At 38.9% G+C, this 21,985-nt stretch carries 13 protein-coding genes; 11 read left to right on the top strand and 2 right to left on the bottom strand.

The genetic code is table 11. The annotated features are described in order from the left end of the window. Nucleotides 1–103: 103 nt before the first annotated feature. Nucleotides 104–1,030, bottom strand: a complete 927-nt coding sequence (gene lgt / locus VER_RS07955) for a prolipoprotein diacylglyceryl transferase (protein WP_162100306.1) — start codon at nucleotides 1,028–1,030, stop codon at nucleotides 104–106. 166 nt (nucleotides 1,031–1,196) lie between these two features. Between lgt and pheA the strand changes: the two genes are divergently transcribed. The 4 genes from pheA to VER_RS07935 all read left to right on the top strand — a co-directional run bounded on the left by pheA (nucleotide 1,197) and on the right by VER_RS07935 (nucleotide 7,293). Further along, entirely contained in the window at nucleotides 1,197–2,051 is an 855-nt protein-coding gene (pheA, locus tag VER_RS07950; protein WP_162100305.1) for a prephenate dehydratase, read from the top strand. Between the two features lie 47 nt (nucleotides 2,052–2,098). After that, on the top strand, nucleotides 2,099–3,955 hold the full coding sequence (locus VER_RS07945) for a glycosyl hydrolase family 18 protein (protein ID WP_162100304.1): 1,857 nt from the start codon (nucleotides 2,099–2,101) through the stop codon (nucleotides 3,953–3,955). 111 nt (nucleotides 3,956–4,066) lie between these two features. Then, nucleotides 4,067–6,535 (top strand): leucine--tRNA ligase, encoded by a 2,469-nt coding sequence (gene leuS / locus VER_RS07940; RefSeq protein WP_162100303.1) that lies wholly within the window; start codon nucleotides 4,067–4,069, stop codon nucleotides 6,533–6,535. A 278-nt stretch (nucleotides 6,536–6,813) separates the two neighbouring features. Next, nucleotides 6,814–7,293: a dCMP deaminase family protein gene (locus tag VER_RS07935; RefSeq protein ID WP_162100302.1), complete on the top strand. Its 480-nt coding sequence runs from the start codon at nucleotides 6,814–6,816 to the stop codon at nucleotides 7,291–7,293. Nucleotides 7,294–8,066: 773 nt separating this feature from the next. Here the strand turns inward: VER_RS07935 and VER_RS07930 are convergent. Beyond that, a complete protein-coding gene (locus VER_RS07930) occupies nucleotides 8,067–9,296 on the bottom strand; it encodes an aminopeptidase (protein WP_162100301.1) in 1,230 nt (409 codons plus the stop codon). Nucleotides 9,297–9,419: 123 nt separating this feature from the next. Here VER_RS07930 and VER_RS07925 point away from each other — a divergent pair, with 123 nt between their 5' ends. From VER_RS07925 to VER_RS07895, 7 genes are all read left to right on the top strand, one after another. Continuing rightward, entirely contained in the window at nucleotides 9,420–10,121 is a 702-nt protein-coding gene (locus tag VER_RS07925) for a helix-hairpin-helix domain-containing protein (RefSeq protein WP_162100300.1), read from the top strand. Between the two features lie 125 nt (nucleotides 10,122–10,246). After that, nucleotides 10,247–12,634, top strand: a complete 2,388-nt coding sequence (locus VER_RS07920) for a ComEC/Rec2 family competence protein (protein WP_162100299.1) — start codon at nucleotides 10,247–10,249, stop codon at nucleotides 12,632–12,634. Nucleotides 12,635–12,642: 8 nt separating this feature from the next. After that, on the top strand, nucleotides 12,643–13,614 hold the full coding sequence (gene holA / locus VER_RS07915) for a DNA polymerase III subunit delta (RefSeq protein ID WP_162100298.1): 972 nt from the start codon (nucleotides 12,643–12,645) through the stop codon (nucleotides 13,612–13,614). Nucleotides 13,615–13,628: 14 nt separating this feature from the next. After that, complete coding sequence (locus tag VER_RS07910; RefSeq protein ID WP_162100297.1) at nucleotides 13,629–15,020, top strand: VanW family protein; 1,392 nt, start codon at nucleotides 13,629–13,631, stop codon at nucleotides 15,018–15,020. Between the two features lie 192 nt (nucleotides 15,021–15,212). Next, nucleotides 15,213–18,659, top strand: coding sequence for a PolC-type DNA polymerase III (locus VER_RS07905; protein ID WP_370456478.1), 3,447 nt, complete (start codon nucleotides 15,213–15,215; stop codon nucleotides 18,657–18,659). Between the two features lie 32 nt (nucleotides 18,660–18,691). Then, nucleotides 18,692–20,248: a gluconokinase gene (locus VER_RS07900; RefSeq protein ID WP_162100295.1), complete on the top strand. Its 1,557-nt coding sequence runs from the start codon at nucleotides 18,692–18,694 to the stop codon at nucleotides 20,246–20,248. A gap of 150 nt (nucleotides 20,249–20,398) precedes the next feature. Continuing rightward, nucleotides 20,399–21,718 (top strand): gluconate:H+ symporter, encoded by a 1,320-nt coding sequence (locus VER_RS07895; protein WP_162100294.1) that lies wholly within the window; start codon nucleotides 20,399–20,401, stop codon nucleotides 21,716–21,718. Nucleotides 21,719–21,985 lie beyond the last annotated feature (267 nt).

Here is a 21,985-nt window from a genome sequence, read left to right as displayed (position 1 = left end):
ATGTTTTGTTACAGCTTTTTGTTATTTACAGCTTTTGGTTGTTTACAGCATTTGATTATGGATTTATTTTTGATTTAGATTTTACTTTTTTGGGTTATGTGTTTTATTTTCGTTTAGTATGTTTCTTAGCTATTGCAGTATCATTTTTATGCTTATTAGCCGTTACAGTATCGTTTTTATGATTATGGGTAGCTTGTTTGGCTATATTACTAGAAGTAGCTGCTTCATCAGCCGCTTCATGGGCCAATACTACATGTTCATCATATTTACCTTTAACTTGTAAGTAAATAAAGATAAGAATGCCTATAATAATGACTGTTAAGCTTGTCATTTGGGCAGATTTTAAGCCCATGGTGAGGTTTACATAGTCACCTCGTAAAAATTCTAAACAGAAGCGAGCGGCAGAATATAAAATTGCATAGAGCACAAAGGTTTGACCTTTTTTATGCTTAGTCGTGTTAAATAATAAGAGAATGACAAAGATTAAAATATCAATTTGACCTTCCCAGATTTCAGCAGGCCATAGCGGTTGAGCACCATAGGTTTTAAAGGCTAAGGTCGTTTCAGGATAGAGAATCCCAAAATTACCGCCTGTAGGATGACCAAAGGCATCACCATTCATTAGATTGGCCATACGACCTACGGATTGACCAAGAATCAGAGCTGGGGCGAAAATATCAGCAAAGGCCCAGGGGTCTATACCTTGACGTTTCACATACCAAATGCCTACTAACGTACCTAAAATAACGCCGCCTTGGATAGACATGCCACCTTGCCAAACAAAGGGAATTTCCAGTAAATGATGTTGGTAATACGCCCAGTCGAAGAAGAATACATCCCACAAACGAGCGCCAATAATTCCGGCAATACCTGTATAGATGGCAAAATCAACCATGTGCACGTGCCAGCCACGACCGTCTTTTTTTAATAAAAAGTAGCCAACGGCGGCGGCACAGAAAATACCTAACGATAGAAGTAGGCCATAAGCGCGAACAGGAAAGTCGCCAATATAAAATAAATACTGATGCATAGAAACCTCCTAGTAATTAATATATATTCATTATAACGGAGGTCCATTCTTATGACAATAAAAAGGGTATATGTTATAATAAAAATTATTGTATGAGTGAGCTAGGGTATAGGCTACTGATTAGCCTTGCCGGCTATGCTGGTTGTATGGGAAGGAGACGAGGCATGTGAAAACTATATCTTTTTTAGGCCCTAGAGGGACCTTTACGGAAGAAGCATTGAATCGTCTTTGCCAATGGCAAGGCTGGGCTGTTACTAAAGAGGCTGCCCATACAATAGAAGAAGCCATTGAAGCGGCTATGGGACAAACCGTCCAATATGCGTTTGTACCGGTGGAAAATTCCTTAGGCGGTACAGTGCTTACAACGATGGATTATTTAGCAGAGCATCAAAATGTAGAGATTATTGCAGAAATTAGTATGCCTATTCGTCATTATGTGTGGGGGTTAGCGGGAGCTAACTTAGGTCAGATAACAGCTGTCTACTCTCATCCACAGGCCTTACGACAGTGTAAGCGTTTCTTAAAAGAACAGATGCCAGCCGTATTACAGCAGATTACAACCTCTACCGCTGAAGGGGCGCATATGGTGGCTAGTACAGGCGATAGCTCTTTAGGTGCTATTGGCGGCGAAGCTATGGGCACGCAATATAATTTGGTGAAACTTACGGAACAAGTGCAAGATAATGCGTTTAATTTGACTCGTTTCATCTTAGTGAAACCGAATGATGCTATCCAATTTGATGCGACGAAAGTATCTGGCAAAGTATCTTTACAATGTGAACTGGATGGTTTGCGACCAGGTTCTTTATGGGAATGCTTAGGTATTTTTGCTAATAGACAAATTAATTTAGTTAAAATAGAATCTCGCCCTACGAAGGGACGACTGGGAGATTATAAATTTTTCTTAGATTTACAGATTGATCATAATGGCTTACAAATTGAGGAAGCCTTGGCAGAATTAAAATCATTAGCCACCTCGATGCAATTGTTAGGTACCTATGAAACATATCATGTAGAATAACAGCCGAGAATTGGTAAGTTAGGTTGTTAGGTTTGAAAGGATGTATTATGAAATATAAGATGTTACGTGCGTTAGTAATTGGCACGTTAGCGTTAGGCTTTACGACGGCTGAAGCTGCTGATGTAGCAGTGACTAAAGAGCTAGCTACGGTGAACATTACCAAAGAAGTGGCTACGGTGAACAGTGCTAAAAAAGGAGATACTGTAAATACGGTAAAAGCCCCATCTACGATAAAAGTAACTAAAGATAATTCACAAACTAATAGAAATAAACAAGTGGCACAACACGCAATTGATCAAAATACTATGCCAATTATACTACGTACTTTGTATGGTCAAACTTCGCCGACTGAAGAATTAGCTATTCAAGAGGGAACACATATTTATGTGCCATTAGCTGTGTATAAGCAAGTGAATTTGAATCCTATTAGCGCTGAAAAAGGGCAACCTTATGTGCAAGTACCTGCTCCGCGCCGTGCAGGTGATATGCTCTATGCCGGTGATACTAGGGAAGGACAACGAGCGATTCAGTTGGCTACGATTGTGCGTGATGGACAGTTATATGTAGATATGAGTAGTATTTCGCCAGCTTTAGGTGTTATGGCAACTAAAACAAAAAAAGGATTAGAATTAGCGGCGCCTTTGGGCTCTATGAAACTAGGAGACCGCAAAGAAATTCAAGGCCCTGTAGCGTGGGTATTTGATCCTTTGGTAACTACAGCCTATGAAGGGGCCATTGCCAAAAAAAGTACGTCCATTGTGTCTCCAACCTGGTTTGATATTGGTGAAAAAGGGCTAACTGTTAAGCCTAAAGTACAACTAGATTATGTAAATACATATAAAGATCAGAAGTATCGAGTATGGCCGTTAGTGACGAATACGTTTAATCCGGATTTTACTAGTAAAATATTGAACAATGAAAAATCCTGGACCTTAATTGGTGATGATTTAGTACTCTATGCATTAACCTATGGTTATGATGGCTATAATTTAGATTTCGAGAACATTCATTATAAAGACAAAAGCAAATTGACTCAGTTTGTAGCGTATCTTGCTAAACGTTTGCACGAGGTTAATTTATTTGTATCCATGGATGTGACGGGGTATTCCGATAGTGAAAATTGGTCCCTTGTATATGATCGCAAACAGTTAGGTGACCTATTAGACTATGTAGTGTTGATGGCGTATGATGAAACGTCGGCGGGCAGTAAAACTTCAGGCCCAGTGGCCTCTTACCCTTGGGTGAAGAGTAATGCTACGACTATGATTAGTGAGATTAAACCTGAAAAGTTAGTCTTAGGTGTGCCTTATTATATGCGTATTTGGGAAAAAACTATTTCCGTAGATGCTAAGGGGCAGGTTCATTATGGTCCTGCTAAGAGTCGTACGCTATCTATGACGGAAGCGGCTGAATTAAAAGCTACTTATGGTAATCGAGTAACTTGGGATGAAGATTTAAAAGTGAATTATCTTCGCTTTGGTAATGATGACTTAGGGGAGATGCTACTTGCTTATGCTGAAACGGGCCGAGAGCCACGAATTGCAGGTGGTTTGCGTAATAAAAAAGCGACCATTTCAGAGGTGTGGTTTGAAGACGAAGCATCGATGGCCTATAAATTAAATGTAATTCCCGAATTAAAATTAGCTGGTTTTGCAGCTTGGCGTAAGGGGTTTGAAACACCTGATTTTCGTCAATATATGGCAAAAGAATTTGATGCCCATAAAGTAAAAAAATTAGACACACCTATGGCAGTGATTACTAAAGAAGAATCGAAGAAAATAAAATCTAAAGAAGCTAAAGAAATTAAAGATACTAAAGAAACTAAAGAAACTAATAATACTAAAGAGTCTAAAGAAGTTAAAGCAGCTAAAGAACCCATTATTATCGTTACTAAAGTGGAGTAACGATTCCTGTATTGACGGTAGTTGACAATTAGTAATATAATTAAGTTTAAGACTTGTAGTAAAAAGACACGGTGCAGGTTTTAGAGGAATTTGAGCTGAGGAGGCTGTGGCATGAACGAAAAATATGTAGCCCAGGATATTGAAAAGAAATGGCAAGCGTATTGGCTTGAACATAAAACATTTAAAACGGAATATGATGAAAACAAAGAAAAATATTATGTACTGGAAATGTTCCCCTATCCATCAGGTAACTTGCACATGGGTCACGTGCGTAACTATTCAATTGGTGACGTAGTGGCTCGTTTCAAAAAAATGAAAGGCTTTAATGTCCTTCATCCAATGGGGTGGGATGCCTTTGGTATGCCTGCTGAAAATGCAGCTATCAAACATGGTATTGCACCAAGTAAATGGACCTTGGAAAACATTGCTAATATGAAACGTCAACAACAGGAATTAGGTCTTTCCTATGATTGGGATCGTGAAGTAGCTACTTGTAAAGAAGACTACTATCGTTGGACACAATGGTTATTCCAACAGTTCTATAAAAAAGGGTTAGCTTATAAAAAAGAAGCTAAAGTTAACTGGTGTGACCATTGTCATACCGTATTGGCTAACGAACAGGTTATTGACGGCCTTTGCTGGCGTTGTGATAATAAGGTAGAGAAGAAAGATTTAAAACAGTGGTTCTTAAAGATTACAGATTATGCGGATCGTTTATTAGCTGACTTAGATACCTTAGATCATTGGCCTGATCGCGTTAAAACAATGCAGAAAAACTGGATTGGTCGTAGCGAAGGGGCTCAATTTGCCTTTGAAATTCCTGAAATTAATAAAAATATTGAAGTGTACACAACTCGTGTAGATACGATTTATGGTGTATCGTACATTGTGTTGGCTCCAGAACATCCATATGTAGAGGAATTAATTTCTAATAAAGCTAATAAGGCAGAATTAGATGCTTTCATTCATAAAGTACGTAATTTAAATGAAATTGATCGTACTTCTACTGATGTAGAAAAAGAAGGTCTTTTTACCGGTGCCTATGCTAAGCACCCTATGACGGGTAAAGATATTCCAATTTGGATTGCTAACTATGTATTGGTTGATTATGGTACGGGTGCTGTTATGGGTTCTCCAGCTCACGATGAACGGGATAATAAGTTTGCCCGTAAATATAATTTACCAATTCTTCCTGTTGTTCAAAACAAAGAACATACTTGGACGTTTGATGAATGGAATAATGATGTTCATGAAGATGGCGTACTTATTAATTCTGGTGAATATGATGGCATGACCTCTGCTGACGCTCGTGAAGCCATTATTAAGCATTTTGAAGAACGTGGCATTGGCCGTAAAATGGTAAACTATCGTCTTCGTGACTGGTTAATTTCTCGTCAACGCTATTGGGGCGTGCCAATTCCTGTTGTATATTGCGATAAATGTGGTGAACAATTAGTTCCTGAAGATGAATTGCCAGTTCGTTTGCCTGAAGACGTAGTATTTGATGGCGGTGCTATTTCCCCATTAGCTACTTCTGAAAACTTCGTTAAAACTACTTGCCCTTGCTGTGGTGGTGAAGCGCGTCGTGAAATCGATACTATGGATACCTTTATTGACTCTTCTTGGTACTTCCTTCGTTATACTGACGCTCGAAATGATAAAGAAGCCTTTAATAAGCAGTTAGCAGATTATTGGATGAATGTTGACCAGTATATTGGTGGTATTGAACATGCTATCTTGCACTTGTTATATTCTCGTTTCTTTGTAAAAGTTGTTCATGATTTAGGCCTTGTTAGTTATGATGAACCATTCAAAGGCTTGTTAACACAAGGGATGGTACTTAAAGAAGGCAGTAAAATGTCTAAATCTAAAGGCAATGTAGTTTCACCAGAAGAAATCGTTGCGAAATATGGTGCAGATACGGCTCGTTTATTCATTCTGTTTGCAGCCCCAGTGGAACGTGACCTTGATTGGAGCGATGAAGGGGTTGAAGGTTCCTATCGTTTCCTAAGTCGTGTATGGCGTATTGTTGATGCGTATCAGCAATTGGCTAAAACTGGTCATAGTGAAAAATTATCAAAAGACGAATTTGCCTTACGTCGTGAATTACACCGTGTAATTAAAAAAGTAACGGCTGACTTAGATGGTAAATTTAACTTTAATACAGCTATTTCCAGTATTATGGAATTAGTAAATGCTATGTATCAATTCAAAGATTCCCATGAAATGGTACAAGCGGAATTGGCTAATGAATTAGTGCAAAAACTATTGTTATTATTAGCGCCATTTACCCCACACATTACCGAAGAATTATGGCATGAAGTGGGCTTTGAAGGTAGTATTCATCAACAAGATTGGCCTGCTTATGAAGAAGCCGCTCTTGTGATTGATGAAATTGAAATTGCCGTTCAAGTTAATGGTAAAGTGCGTGATAAAATTACAATTCCTGTAGACATGCCTAAAGCAGAATTAGAAGCATTAGCTTTAGATTTGGATCGCGTTAAAGAGTTTACCACTGATAAAACTGTGGCTAAAGTAATTATTATTCCAAATAAAATTGTGAATATTGTTGTAAAATAAGTTAAGTAAAGCTCACAAAGTTATATATTGACTTTGTGAGCTTTTTTATAGAATAATATGTATACCAATTATTTTAAATGTTTTATGCCATAATAAAATGCAAGCTTTTATGGCAGCTTAGAGTGTAACTGTTTTACGCCATAATAAAATGTAAGTTTTTATGACATATTAGAGTGCGACTGTTTTATGGCATAATAAACTACTAAACGTTTTATGTATGATAATAAGAAATAAAGAAAAGAAATGGTAGCGATTAGATGTAATATAGGAGGTGCTATATGCCTAAACGTAGTGATTATATAAGTTGGGACGAATATTTTATGGGAGTTGCTATTTTGGCAGCTCAACGCTCTAAAGACCCTAATACACAAGTAGGGGCATGTATCGTAAGTGAAGATAATAAAATTTTATCCATTGGTTATAATGGTATGCCTTGTGGTTGCAGTGATGATGAATTTACTTGGGATCGCGAAGTAAGCAAGGATAATAAATATTTTTACATCGTTCACAGTGAATTAAATGCTATTTTAAACTATCGTGGTGGCTCTTTAGAAGGTAGTAAAATTTATGTCACTTTATTTCCTTGTAATGAATGTGCTAAGGCTATTATTCAAAGTGGAATATGTGAAGTTATATACTGGCAAGATAAATATAAAGATACGCCAGAAGTAATCGCTTCTAAACGAATGCTAAGAACCGCAGGTGTGCAGCTTAGTGAATATATACCAACAGGGCGTACCTTGAATATTAATCTATAGCTTGTAGCTAGAGTTGTTTTCTAAATGTGATGATGAAAGAAGCCGAACAGCAAATCCTCACTCCGAGTTCTCACGAACAAGTCGTACGGATTTTGCTGTTCGGCTTCTTTATACCTAATTTAGAGAAAACAACTACTGCGCAGCAAGTATAGCGTTAAAGGGAAGGGAAATAAGAAATAGGCCAGCAAATCCTTACTCCGAGTTCTTACGAACAAGTCGTATGGATTTCGCTGGCCTGTTTTCTTATAACGTAAGAGGGAAATTAGAAGAAGAGATTACAGCAACTGGTAGAGGTATATAATTATGAAAAAGGTCAGAGAAGTGTATATAAGAAGAAGGAATGGGGAAAGCAAAAGTTGAGTGACTTGTTCGTAAGAACTCGGAACAAAACTTTGCTTACCCCATCCCTTTCTCATCAATTAATATAGAAAGGGATTACAGCAACTGGAATGGTCAGTAGTAATTAAAAGAAGGGCAAGTTGTTTTGCTAAATAAGAGAGAAAAAAAGAAGGGACAGCAAAATCTAAGCGACTTTGTTCGTAAGAACTCTGAGCGCAGATTTGCAGTCCCTTCTTCTATCTAGCGATATATTAGATTCTTTTCTCCCACTTCTCATATAAGAAGAGATTACAGCAACTGGTAGAGGTATATAATTATGAAAAGGTCAGAGAAGTGTATATAAGAAGAAGGAATGGGGAAAGCAAAAGTTGAGTGACTTGTTCGTAAGAACTCTGAGCGCAGATTTGCTGTCCCTTCTTTTATATAGCGATATATTAGATTAATAACTTGCCCTTACTCATAATTGTTACGACCTCGCCAGTAGCCGTAATCCCTTCTATATTCATATCCTCGTGCCCCACCATAAAGTCCACATGGGTCAAGGAATAGTTAAGCCCTTCTTTTTTTAGTTCCTCTTTGCTGAGTCCATCGCTATTAGCCAAGCAAGTCGGATAGGCTGCGCCGATAGCTAGATGACAAGAGGCGTTTTCATCAAATAAAGTTTCAAAATAAATACGATTTGATTGACTGATTGGTGAGTAATGATCAACGAGCGCTACCTCACCGAGATAGGCGGAACCTTCATCAGTTTCAAGGAGATGCTTTAAGTGTTCTTTTCCAACTTTAGCATCGTAATCAACGATTTTACCGTTTTCAAAGGTGAAATGAAAATCATTAATTTCATTACCTTGATAAATTAAAGGTTTGGTACTGTATACAGTACCGTTGACACCATCGTATTGAGGGGCTGTAAAGACTTCTTCCGTTGGAATGTTGGCATCAAAGATAATGCCTTTTTTGGATGCTTCCGCACCACCTTGCCAGAGATGATTTTTGGGTAGAACAATTGTTAAGTCAGTGCCATTTGTACAAGTGTAATGAAGTGATTGGAAATGGTAATCATTCATTGCTTTTGTTCGAGTGGCTAATCGTTTTAAATGGGATGCTAATTCTTCATCAGCACTTACGTTTTCAATACGACACAAGGTGAAAATTTCAGACCAAAGAGCATCTATTTTTTCTTCATTAGTACCAGAAAAACCAAGTAGTTCGGCCCAACGTAAAGTGGCGACAGAGGCTACACACCAAGTAAGGGTGGAGTCCATAATAGCTTCGTGGTAGAAATGAAGTACCTTGTTAAGATTGCGCGATTGACTAGCAATTCGTTCGGATGGCACACCGGCAAGCGCTTTTGGATTAGCACTAATTAAGGATAAGAAAGCAGCCCCTTTCTCTACATAGGTTTTATAGTATTCTGGAATCCAAGGAGCAGGATTAGCTAGTACTTCGTCAGCCGCATGAAGGAGTCGTTCTTTACCGATAGTAGTAGAACGCCAGTTAAGTACTACTTCGTTAGCCCCCAGTGCATAGGCTTCTTGGGTAACAATGAGAGCAAAATCTTGATTTTCTACATCTACATTAATAACTAAAGTTTGATCTTTTTGTAAATTAACGCCTGTAGTCAATAAGGCATGAGCGTATTTTTGTAAACGAGTTTTTTCCATAATATCCTTTCTTGCACTCACACTAATAGAGTGCATTCATACCAATGGTGTGATTTAGCAGGAGTTTCAGAAATAAAAAAGAAACTATGAGTAGAACAACGCAATTGGTAGGGGGTATGCTACATGGAGCAATTAAAAAAATATAAAAAATTTTGGCTATGCTTAGGCGTAGCCTGTATGTTGTACGTATTAGTACTACGGCTTATTATAACAGATTCAGAGGAGCAATTGAATAGTAATGGGCCTATGGTAGCTACAGAGGTAAGTGCAAATAGCCAGGCTAAGAGTAGTCCCAATGCTGAGTTTGATACTGGTTATGGTGACAAAGCTAAGAATGAGCATAATAAGTCGATGAATAGGAGTGACCAAGCCGATATGAGCCAAAGTGACAGGGAAGGCGACACGGTTAGTGGGGGCGATAATGAATATGTGTACGTTACGGGCGCTGTGGAAACACCTGGTCTATATAAATTAAAAGGGGGACAAACTGTAGGTGACGTCCTTCAAGCTTGTGGAGGTTTATTGCCTTATGCCTCAGTAGATACTATTAATATGGCGGAAATAGCAACTAGTGGTAGCCATATCCATGTGGCCTTTAATTTTATGGGAAATCCAGAAGAATTATTGCGTAAGCAAAAGATTAATATTAATACAGCAAACGAACAAGAGCTTATAAAATTATCTGGCGTTGGTCCTGGTACAGCGAAGAAGATTATTGCCTATCGTGAGCAAGCTGGTTTGTTTAAAACGATTGAAGATATAAAGAAAGTTAAAGGTATTGGTGAAGCAACCTTTAAGAAATTAGCACCACATATTACGGTATGAATGGCAGTATGATTTTGTAGAGCGATGAAGCTGAAGATGAAGTTGAAGCTGAAGTTGAAGCTGAAGGTTCGCTTTGATTAAAGGGATTCTAACTAAACTGCAACGAGCGGAAGGCGGTGTTTCAAATGTTATCGTCAGGTTTGATTAAAACTCTATACAACAATTTGAAACAAAGCCTACAAGCTGGTTTGTACTTTTTTACCTATACGGAGTGGGGCGCTTTATTGTGGTTGGCACCGGCTTGGGGGATTGTTATGGCCTATGGTCAACGCTATGAGTATACCAATCCTATGATAGTTGTATTATGTAGTTCTTGGTATTTTTTATGGCTATTAGTACAGCGATTGCGTAAAAATTTTGTCTCTGAATATATTGGGCAGGCTCATACGACCGTGGCTATGGTAATCCGTAAAGGGAGCACTACATGGGCCAGTGTGGCCAGGGTCATTCTTATTCTAGGTGCAATGTTTAGCTTTGGAGCGTACCGGACAGTACAAACGATTGATACATACGAAGCGATTAATCCTTACTATTTAGGTGCTACGGGTAGCTATACGTTGCGCCTTACGTCTTTGCCTGAAATAGCTAGGGTAGGTAATACTACTTACTGGCGTTTGAGTGGCGATTTAATAGGTATGGTACCGGATAAAGAAACGGCGGAAAAGCGTAGGCTAGCGGCTGAGGGTGAAGTGGTAGCTTATATAACACCGGTAGCAACTATCCCTATGAAACAATTTTTACCCGGTCAATATATCAATGTAAAAGGAGCTGTAACTAAAGCTAAGGTATTGCCTGAAGAAGGACGGATTGATTTACGGGCCCGTTATATTACCAATCATCGTATAGGCACCATATATGAAGGAGCCTTTCAAAGTTTCAGTAAAGAAGAATCGGTCCCTTTATATACTAAAATTAGCAATCAAATCATGGGAGCTTTAGCCTATGTAAGATATGAAAGTGGTCGCGTGTTAAATGAACAGCTACCAGGCGAACTAGGTGATATGAGTCAAAGCTTGTTACTGGGTGGCGGCTATAGTTCGTTAGATGCGAGTATTATGGATTCGTTTGCTAAAACAGGGTTAATTCATATTCTATCTGTATCTGGTTCTCATGTAGCCCTTTTATTTGGCTTTTTATTTTTAGTCGCTTCTTGGTTGGGGATATCTAAAAAAAGAGCTACGTATGGAGCCATTATTTTTGTAATTATATATTGTGCCATTGTAGGGTTTAATCCACCTGTTGTTCGGTCCGCTATTATGGGGATTATCATGGGGTTAGGTATCATTGAAGGACGACTTTATCAAAGTCGCCAAGCCCTTCATTTGAGTGCTGCTTTATTACTATGGTGTCAGCCCTTACTGCTGTTAGATGTGAGTTTTCAACTTTCCTTTGGGGCGACCTATGGCATTTTGCTGTTTAGTCGTGTTATATATCAACGTTTGCCTAAAGGCTGTTCCTATATAATGGGCCCTCTGAGTTTATGTATAAGTGCTCAAATTCTAATCTATCCATTACAACTTTATTATTTCCACCTTATGGGGGTAGGTTCTTTTATAGCGGCTATTTTGGTAGGGCCTATATTAGATACAGCAATTTTAGGAACTGCTTTATTACTGCTAGTACAGCTTGTAGTACCTATAACTATGGGGTGGTATATATTATCACTCCTTCTGAAATGTGCTTTGTTTTTAAATTTTACCATTGCCCATATACCAGGCTTTGTCAGTTATTGGAGTGCCTTAACCGTAGGTTTAGCCGCTTTATATATATTAGGTTGTCGTATTTTATACTATTGTATGAGTGAAACACCTTTGCGCCATCTATGGCAGGAAAATCTGCTAGCCTTAGGGTTAGGTGTTTTATTGTTGATACCTAGCTATAGTTTGGGTCAAGCTATGGTGTATGTTCATGTTATACCACTATCACAAGGGGCTGCTTTTATTGTGTTACAAGAGACTCCTTTTAAGGAACGCAGTGCTTGGCTTCATCTTGCTATGGAAGGAAAACCGTTATCAGCAGTTTCAGAAAGTGCCATAGTAAATGCAGTACATTATTATGGCATTACGGAACCAACACAGATTTCATTAAGTGATGTAACGACTGAAGGAAAAATAAGTATAACGCCATTGCTGACTTCTTTACAGTGGTCTTGGGCCGCTTTGCATGAAAGTCAATATAATCAAAATACCTATATAGGTGAAACTACAAAGGACTTTGCAGCTATTTTTGAAGAAGCACCACATGCTTTTATTGCAAGGGGACCTAGGGGAGCATTCCTATTCAGTAATGGACAAAATAGTAAAAAACATCTAAAATTAAAGGAGATGAAATCATATATTAGTGGAACTACCAATGGCGCCGTGGCCGCTTCCAGTGATGATTATAGGACGGAGTCGCCACAGGTCTTAGTATATTGGCCAAATGGCAATAAACGAAGTCAAGCCGAGGTAGATCCAGCTGATGAAAGTCGATATATTACGGGCACAACTGTGATCCCGGATTTTTTATTGTAGGAGAAGCTATGGCGATACAATTACTATATGGTGATGAGTCACAGCTCATAAAAGAAAAAAAGCAAACCTTTTTTAAGAAACATTCTAGTTTGGCCGTGCAGATGCTAAATGATGAAGTGGGGGCTCGCCGTATATGTGAAAAGTTGAGTGAAGACTCTTTGTTTGGTGAGCCCACTTTATATTGTTTAGTCAACCCGCCTATTTTTGCTAAGGCTAATAAACGAGTTACTGATGAATGGCAACAAGTATATGATTTATTACTTCAGTATGAAGGAAGCCATCCTGTATTAATTTTATATCATGAAACGCTTGATAAGCGATTAAAAGCGAACAAGGACTTTTTAAAAGCAGTACCTAATGAAGCGTGTGAACGTTTGAAAGGACCTGAAATCGTTAAGTGGTTACAAGGGTATTGTAAAGACCATGGCTTTACTATGAGTGCAGATGGTATGGAATACATTCATCATTTATTGGAGCTATGGCAAGATGTGCCAGTAAGTTTTTTACGTACGGAATTTGATCGCTACTTTTTATTATTGCCTCCTCAGGGACAGATTACACAGGCGTTTTTAGTGAACAATGGCAGTGATTATGGGGCGAAGAATATTTTTTTATTTAAAGAAGCTTTATTTAAAAAAGATGTAAAGACTTTATTAGCTCTTTTTCCTTACATGTTACAAAATAAGGAAGTGGAGCGAGCTATGTCTTATATTGAAGGGCAATTACGCTTGCAATTAATGGTGAGTGAATGTCGACATAGTGGGCTAAGTGAACGAGCTGTTCAAGATTTATTTAAAGAAGCTGGTTCAACGGTAAAAGCGTATCCTATAACGCTTGCTTATCGTCAAAGTCAACAAATTTCAATTCGTGCTTTAGCTAAGTTATTACGCGGTTTGTATGAAGTTATGCGTGATAGTCGACGTGGTGAGGGCACGGTGTCATATTTTAAAGATTTGTGTTTAGCCTATTGCGCTGAATAGGCTGCGGGGGTTATATGAAACGAACATTTGGTGTTATAGCAGGGGCTGTATTAGGTCTTGTTTCTTTGAGTGCAGGGGCTTTTTTATATCCTACAGGCAATGTAATTCAAGGTATTTATTTGGGGGAACAAGATGTTTCACGAGCGGATAAAGAAGAATTAGTGAACATTATTGAAGAAGAAGCCGCTAAGGCACCTACGCATATGACTGTAAAATGGCAAAATGGTAAAGAAACAAAGGTGGCGTTAGCAGATATTGGCATTAAGCCAAATGTGAATAAAACAATCGAAAGTATTATGGCTTACGGTTATGAGCCGACTATGGAAGAATATATCAATAGCCGTTGGCAAGCGTTGGTAAATCCCGTATCTAAGACTATTGTGTATGATGTAAACGTACCTGCTTTAGAAGCTTTATTGCAAACCTATAATAAAGAGATTGCCAAAAGTGGTCATGACGCCTATTTAACCGTCGACGGGGGCAAAGTAGTGTTACATAAAGAAGTGGCGGGCCAGCGCTTAGATATAGCCAAGACGATTGCTAATTTACAGGAACAATTGGTTAAGGGGGAAGTGACGACCATGTCACTCGTTATTGATGAGCAGGCGAAGCCTAAGATAACGACTGAAGATTTAAAAGGTATTAATGCAGTTCTAGGTACCTATAGTACGACTTTTAATTCAGGGGATACGAGTCGCACTCATAATATCCAATTAGCTACGGATAAAATTAATAATGTGGTGATTCAGCCACATCAGAATTTTTCCTTTAATGTAATTGTGGGGGAACGCACAGCGGAAGCGGGCTATGATGATGCGCCGGTTTTCATGGATGGTAAGTTAGTGCCTGGTATTGGTGGTGGCATTTGTCAGGTCAGCTCCACCTTATTTAACACTGCATTGCTCTCAGGTATGACCATTGAAGAACGGGTGCCTCACTATGCACCAGTGGGCTATATTCCTGCAGGACGAGATGCTACGGTGGCCTATGGTTATATTGACTTTGTCTTTAGTAATCCCTATGAGCACCCTATTTATGTGCTAGCCCATACGGAAGGCGATACGTTGACCATTAGTATTTTAGGGTTTGCCGCTGATGAACCGACGCAGGCTTCGGTAGTAGTAGGTGGTGAAACGGCTATACCCCATGAAACGCAGGTGACTATTGATCCATCACTGACGAAGGAAGAAGTTAAACAAGCTGGTCATGATGGTTTGAGTGTGAACACTACCGTTCAACTTACCTATAAAGATGGCCGTACAAAGACAGATAGTTTCAATTCCACCTATGATCCTGAAACAACGATTGTAGTGAAGCCGAATAAAGAAGTCACCACCAAACAAAGTGATTCTAAAGACAATGCAGGAACGGCTAATAAAGAGGCAACCAAAAGTAAGACACAGTAAGAAGAAAGAAGGATAGTCATGAAAGTACGTTATCATATAGTTCCAAAAGCAAAGCAAGAAACAGCTATGCTCATTGAAACGAATGATAAAGCGATAAAAGTAAAAAATGTGCTGTCCTCAGAGGAAGCATTTCACCTATTACATAGTAAATTAGATAGTTGGTATAAAGAAAAACATATTCATGCCAAGTCAATGGAAGCGAATGAATCTACTGTTTTTGCTTATGATTGGGAGGAACCTATTCATGATCATACGGCTGAGGAGTATTGTTTTGCTAGTGATTGTGACATTGCTGATTTAATTGCTGAATTAGAAGAGCAACATCGAGAAGAGTTAGAACTCAAGCTTACTGATGAGTTTTTTCCCTTTGCCACAGCTGCTGATGAACCAATTCCTATGTACGAAGAGCCTATACACTGTGAGTATGAACCAGCTAAATCGACGGCGCCTATTAGTGGTAGTGAAGGTGGTTTTGCCTATAAAGGTAGACGACGCCGTAGTTTTAAACGGGATGTCACTGATCCGGGGATGTTATTGGGGCCAACGATTGAAGGAGATCCATTACCGATTGCTTCTGTGAATGAAGAAATGAATAATGCAATCTTTGAAGGTATTTTTGTAAGTTTATTGTTAATTAAAACTAAGACGGAGAAAGGCCTTATCAAAGGGAGCGTTGTAGATGGGACTAATAGTATTCAGTTTGTAAAATTTGTAGATAGCTATGAAGAAGCAGAAACGCTCTTAAAAACAATGGAAAAAGTTAAGGGTGTACGCGTACAAGGCGATGTAAGCTATGATGATAAATTTGAAAAAGACTATATCTTTAATCTGCGTAGTATTCAAGAGCTAAAAAAAGAAACTAAACGTAGCGAAAATCGAGCAGATTCTCGAGTAGAACTACATTTACATACTAAAATGAGTGATCGAGATGCACTAGTTAATGTGAAAGAATTATTGCAGACGATTAAAGAGTGGGGACATCCCGCTGTAGCTATTACTGACCATGGTGTTATTCAAGCCTTTCCAGAAGCACAGGATATAGCTGGCAAATTAGGCGTTAAAGTTATCTATGGTGTGGAAGGGTACCTCATTGAAGATGAAGAAAATGATACTCGCTCACATATTATCTTATTAGCGAAGAATACAGTAGGGCTTCGTAATTTGTATAAGATGATTACCATTTCCCACTTACAGTATTATAAACGTCGCCCACGCTTGCCAAGAGCGGTGATAGAGGACCATCGGGAAGGGATTATTATTGGTTCTGCCTGTGAAGCGGGGGAACTCATTCGTGCGATTGTAAAAGGCGAATCGCATGAACGCTTATTAGAGATTGCATCTTTTTATGATTATCTTGAAATTCAGCCATTAGAAAATAACCGATTTTTACTATATGATAGAAAAACGGGTGAACAGATTCGAGATGAATCCTTCCTGGTGGATATTAATAAAAAAGTAGTAGAATTGGGGGATATATTAAATAAACCAGTTGTCGCTACTTGTGATGTGCATCATTTAAATGATGACGAAAAAATTTACCGTCAGATTATGTTGACCGTATCTGGTTTTAAAGATATTGAAAGAACACCTTCCTTATATTTACGAACTACTGACGAAATGTTAGAAGAATTTAAGTATTTAGGAGAAGAAAAAGCGTATGAAGTGGTGGTTACTAACTCACGTATGATTAATGACAGCATTGAATCCTTGCAACCGGTGCCGCAGGGTAAGACCTATTCGCCAAAAATTGAAGGGGCCGATAATGCATTAACTGAAATGTGTTATAAAAAGGCAAAAGAGATTTACGGCGATCCTTTGCCAAAGGTAGTAGCTGATCGCTTAGACTATGAGTTAACACGTATTATTGGCAATGGCTATGGCGTGTTATATTACATTGCCCATAAACTTGTACGTAAATCCCTAGATGATGGCTACTTAGTAGGTTCTCGTGGGTCTGTAGGTTCGTCATTTGTGGCGACTATGGCGGATATTACGGAAGTAAATCCGTTGCCGCCGCATTATATTTGTCCTCATTGTAAGCATAGTGAGTTTTTTGAAAAAGGGGAGTATGCTGGGGGCTTTGACTTACCGCGTAAGAATTGTCCAGAATGTGGGACTCCCCTTAATACGAATGGGCACGATATTCCATTTGCTATTTTCATGGGCTTTAATGGTGATAAAGTGCCTGATATTGACCTTAACTTCTCCGGTGATTATCAGCCACGGGCTCATAAATACACGGAAGAACTATTTGGTCGTGATAATGTATTCCGCGCTGGTACAATTGGTACCATTGCTGAAAAGACAGCTATTGGCTATGTTAAAAAATATGCGGAAGCACAGGATATCCAAGCTCGTCAAGGTTTCTTAGAAGCGTTAGCTAAAGGGGTAACGGGCGTAAAGAATACAACGGGGCAGCATCCTGGTGGTATCATGGTATGCCCTCGTGATATGGACGTACATCAGTTTACACCTGTGCAATATCCAGCCAATAAAAAAGATAGTGGTATTATAACGACACATTTTGATTATCACTCCTTTGAAGGTTGTATGACGAAACTTGATATTCTGGGCCATGATGATCCGACTATTATTCGCATGTTGGAAGATATTACCGGTGTTGATGTTCAGACAATTCCGTTTGATGACCCTGAAACGCTAAGTTTATTCTCGTCAACGAAAGCCATTGGTTTAACACCAGAACAATTAATGGGAGATAAAGTAGCTTCCTTAGCTGTACCGGAATGTGGTACTGGCTTTGTGCGGCGCATGTTGGAAGACTCTAAGCCACAACATTTTTCTGATATTGTTCGTATTTCTGGTTTCTCTCATGGTACCAATGTATGGCTCGATAATGCGCAAACCTTGATTAAAAATGGTACTTGTAAGTTGAACGAAGCTATTTCTACCCGCGATGATATTATGAACTTCTTGATGCATCGCGATATTGAGCCGTTGACTTGCTTCAAAGTTATGGAAAACGTGCGTAAAGGGAAAGGCATTGATAAGCTGAATAAAGTAGGGGAAAAAGAAACTGATTACGAAGAACAAATGCGAGCTGGCGGTATTCCAGATTGGTTTATTGATTCTTGTAAAAAGATTTCCTATTTGTTCCCTCGTGCCCATGCGGTAGCCTATGTAATGATGGCATTCCGTATTGCCTGGTTTAAAATTAATTATCCCTTAGCCTTTTATGCAGCTTACTTCTCCATTCGTGCCAAAGCCTATGACATGAAAATTATGGCTAGCTCCCTAGAGGCACAACGGGCCGAATTTGAACGGTTGAAAGCATTAGATAGAAAAGCGTCCAATAAAGATAAGGACATGATGAGTGCTCTTGAAGTATCCATGGAAATGAAACAACGCGGTTTCAACTTCCTTGTGGCTGACTTGAACCACTCTGATGCTCGTCGTTTCAAAATTCATGAAGGTGCGTTATTACCACCATTTGTAGCTGTTGACAGTTTGGGTGAAAAAGTAGCTGATGCCATTGTGGCGGAACGTGAAAAGAGTCCATTTACTTCGGTAAAAGATGTGCAGCGTCGTTGTAAGATTTCAGAAAGCATCTTAGCCACTATGCGTGATTTAGGTTGCTTTGGTGAGCTACCAGAGGATGAACAAATGAGTTTATTTGGCTAATGTGATATAGAGAGTAAATGAAGGAGGTTACTATGACCTTAAAAGTAAAAGAACCTGTATGGATAGGCGTGGATGTAGGAACTACGGGTGTTCGTGCAACAGCCTATACGGCGACAGGCAAAGCGGTAGCGACGACAGAAGCTTTTTATAGCTTAGAAACACCACAGTATGATTGGGCTGAACAAAACCCACAGCAGATTTATGATGCTGTGGAAGAAGTGGTAAAAGGGACTGTGGCGGAATTACAGTATAAGTTGGTTACTATTTCAGGATTAGCCTTGAGTTCGGTCATGCATAGTTTCATACCGCAAGATGAAAATTTCCAGCTCTTAGGCAACATGATGACCTGGGCAGATAGTCGCAGTGCGGCTATTGTACGTCGTTTAGAACTTAATCCTAAGTGTAAAGAATTCTATTTTAATACGGGCTGCCCACTTCATGCTTGTTATCCGTTAGCAAAAATTTTATGGGTCAAAGAAAATCAACCATCTATTTTTGATCGTATGGCGCGAATTGGTTCTATTAAGGACTTTATTTTCCGTAATTTAACGGGCCAATGGGTCACAGATAAGTCGGTAGCAAGTAGTAGTGGTTTATATAATGCTCATAAAGAATGTTGGGATGAAACTATTTTAGATTTTATTGGTATTTCTAAAGACCGTTTACCAGACGTTGTCTCTACTACTTACAGTAATGCTTTATTACCTGATGTGGCACAACGCTTAGACTTGCCTACGGGACTCCCAGTTGTGATTGGGGCCACAGATGGGGTGCTTGTAAATGTAGGCATTGGTGCTGTTTCAGCAGGGCAATTGAGCTGTACTATTGGGACGAGTGGGGCCATTCGCATGCTTACTGAAAAAGCTCGTATGGATAAAAATCAACGTACTTGGTGTTATAATTTAACCGATTCTATGTGGGTTGCTGGTGGAGCTATCAATAATGGTGGCATTATTATGCGTTGGATGCGTGATCGCATTTTACATCTTCATGGCTCGCAAATGGAACAACTTGACGTAGATCCTTATGATTTGATGACTATGAAAGCACGCCATGTACCAGCTGGCTCTGGTGGATTACTTTTGATGCCATTCTTTACTGGTGAACGGGCACCGTATTGGAATTCTGATTTGCGGGGAGCCTTTATTGGTTTATCCTTAAATCATAGCCGTTCCTATATGATTCGTGCCACTATGGAAGGTATTTGCTATAGTTTGCTCTGTGTGTTACAAGCTTTGCGTGATTTTGAAGAGGTAAAAGATATTCGTGTAAGTGGTAGTTTCACAAAATCAGAATTATGGCTTCAAATTATGGCCGACGTATTTAATGAATCGATTACCTTACCAACTAATAGCGAAGGAGCTTCCTTTGGGGCTGCGGTACTAGGTTTTATTTCCGATGGCACTCTAAAGGACATTAAAGACACGGCTACACTAGTAACGGCTCAAGAGGTGTATACACCAAAAGTGGCTAATCGTGAAATTTATGATGAATTGTTTAAAATTTATGAATCCCTCTATACGAATATGAAGGATGATTTGGCCCGGTTGGTTAATTTCCAACAAGAGCATCCATTTAATCGTTTATAAGTAATGGCTCGCGTTTAACCTAACTAAGGCTTTAAAGCTTTGGTTACAAGTAGCCGTAGGGCATCAAGATAGGCTATAAGGCCTCTTAGGTTAAACGGTCTCATTAATTTATATTAGATGTGTTTTCTAAGTGTGAAAGGAGGCGCTCTTATGCCACTGGTTATTTTGGCATTAGGCATTGTGCTATTATTCTTCCTTATTGTAAAAGTGAAGTTAAATAGCTTTCTATCTCTTATTTTAGTGTGTATTTTATTGGCTTTTGGTGAAGGTTTACCAATCGATAAGATTTTCCCAACCATTCAAAAAGGCTTAGGCTCTACATTAGGGGGCTTGACTATTGTTGTTGGCTTTGGGGCTATTCTTGGTAAACTCATGGCCGATAGTGGTGGGGCACAACGGATTGCGACTACGCTAATTAATATGTTTGGTCGTAATAATGTAAAATGGGCAGTTTGTTTAACTGGATTTATTGTAGGTATTGCTCTATTTTATGAAATTGGTTTTGTGCTCTTGATTCCATTAGTATTTACCATTGCCGTAGCAGCGGATATTCCTTTGTTAGAAGTAGGGATTCCTATGGCAGCGGCTTTATCAGTTACGCATGGTTTCTTACCACCGCATCCAGGGCCTACGGCTATTTCCGTTATTTTTAGTGCCGATATTGGTAAAACCTTAATTTATGGATTAATCATTGGCATTCCAACCGTTATTATTTCAGGACCTTTGTTATATAACACGGTAAAAGATATTAAAACGGAAATTCCAGAAGGGCTTCATAATGATAAGAATTTCACGGATGAAGAAATGCCATCTTTCTTGAGCAGTATTTTAACTGCCTTGACACCAGTTATCTTAATGGCTATTAGTGCCGTTGGTAAAATGATGGGGATTCCTAAGGAAGCACCTATTATGCATATCTTTAATTTTATTGGTGATCCAAGCGTAGCGTTGACTATTTCCATCATCGTAGCCTTTTATACCTTTGGCTATGCGCGTGGTAAAACAACAAAAGAAATCATGGAAACTTCTGAAAAAGCAATTTTAACAGTAGCTATGATTTTATTTATTGTTGGTGCTGGTGGCGCTTTAAAACAAGTGCTTATTGATAGTGGTGTAGGTACGTATATTGGTTCCCTTGTGATGGGGGCTAATTTATCGCCATTACTTTTAGCATGGATTATTGCTGCCGTTATTCGTATTGCTGTAGGATCTGCTACTGTAGCGGCTTTGACAGCTGGTGGTATCGTGGCACCGTTAATTCCTATGACTGGTGTAAGTCCTGAACTTATGGTATTGGCTGTAGGTGCTGGTAGTGTAATTTTCAGCCCACCAAATGATCCAGGTTTCTGGCTGTTTAAAGAATTCTTTGGTTTAACAGTAAAACAAACCGTTCGCACTTGGTGTGCTGTAGAAACTGCCATTGCCGTATGTGGTTTAATTGGGGTAGAAATTTTAAATTTATTCGTCTAAAAATATTCCCAAAACAGTTTGGTTGTCCGATAAGACAATAAGATAAAAGCATATTGAATTTATAAAAGTGATACTTCTTTTGCATAGTGTATTGCATCGACTATGTGAAAGAGTATCACTTTTTTGTGGTTAAAATGACTAGATTGTTTATGAGATTAATAGAATTTTAGAAGTACTTATCGCATATTATGTCTTATGATTTAATTGAGTTAGTGTTAAAAGTGATTTTTGTATAATAAGCATAATTTGGGTTATAGGACAAAACGT

The sequence above is a fragment of the Veillonella sp. R32 genome (genome assembly GCF_010093125.1).
Lineage (GTDB): Bacteria > Bacillota > Negativicutes > Veillonellales > Veillonellaceae > Veillonella_A.
This window is presented reverse-complemented; position numbering and strand designations above follow the sequence as displayed.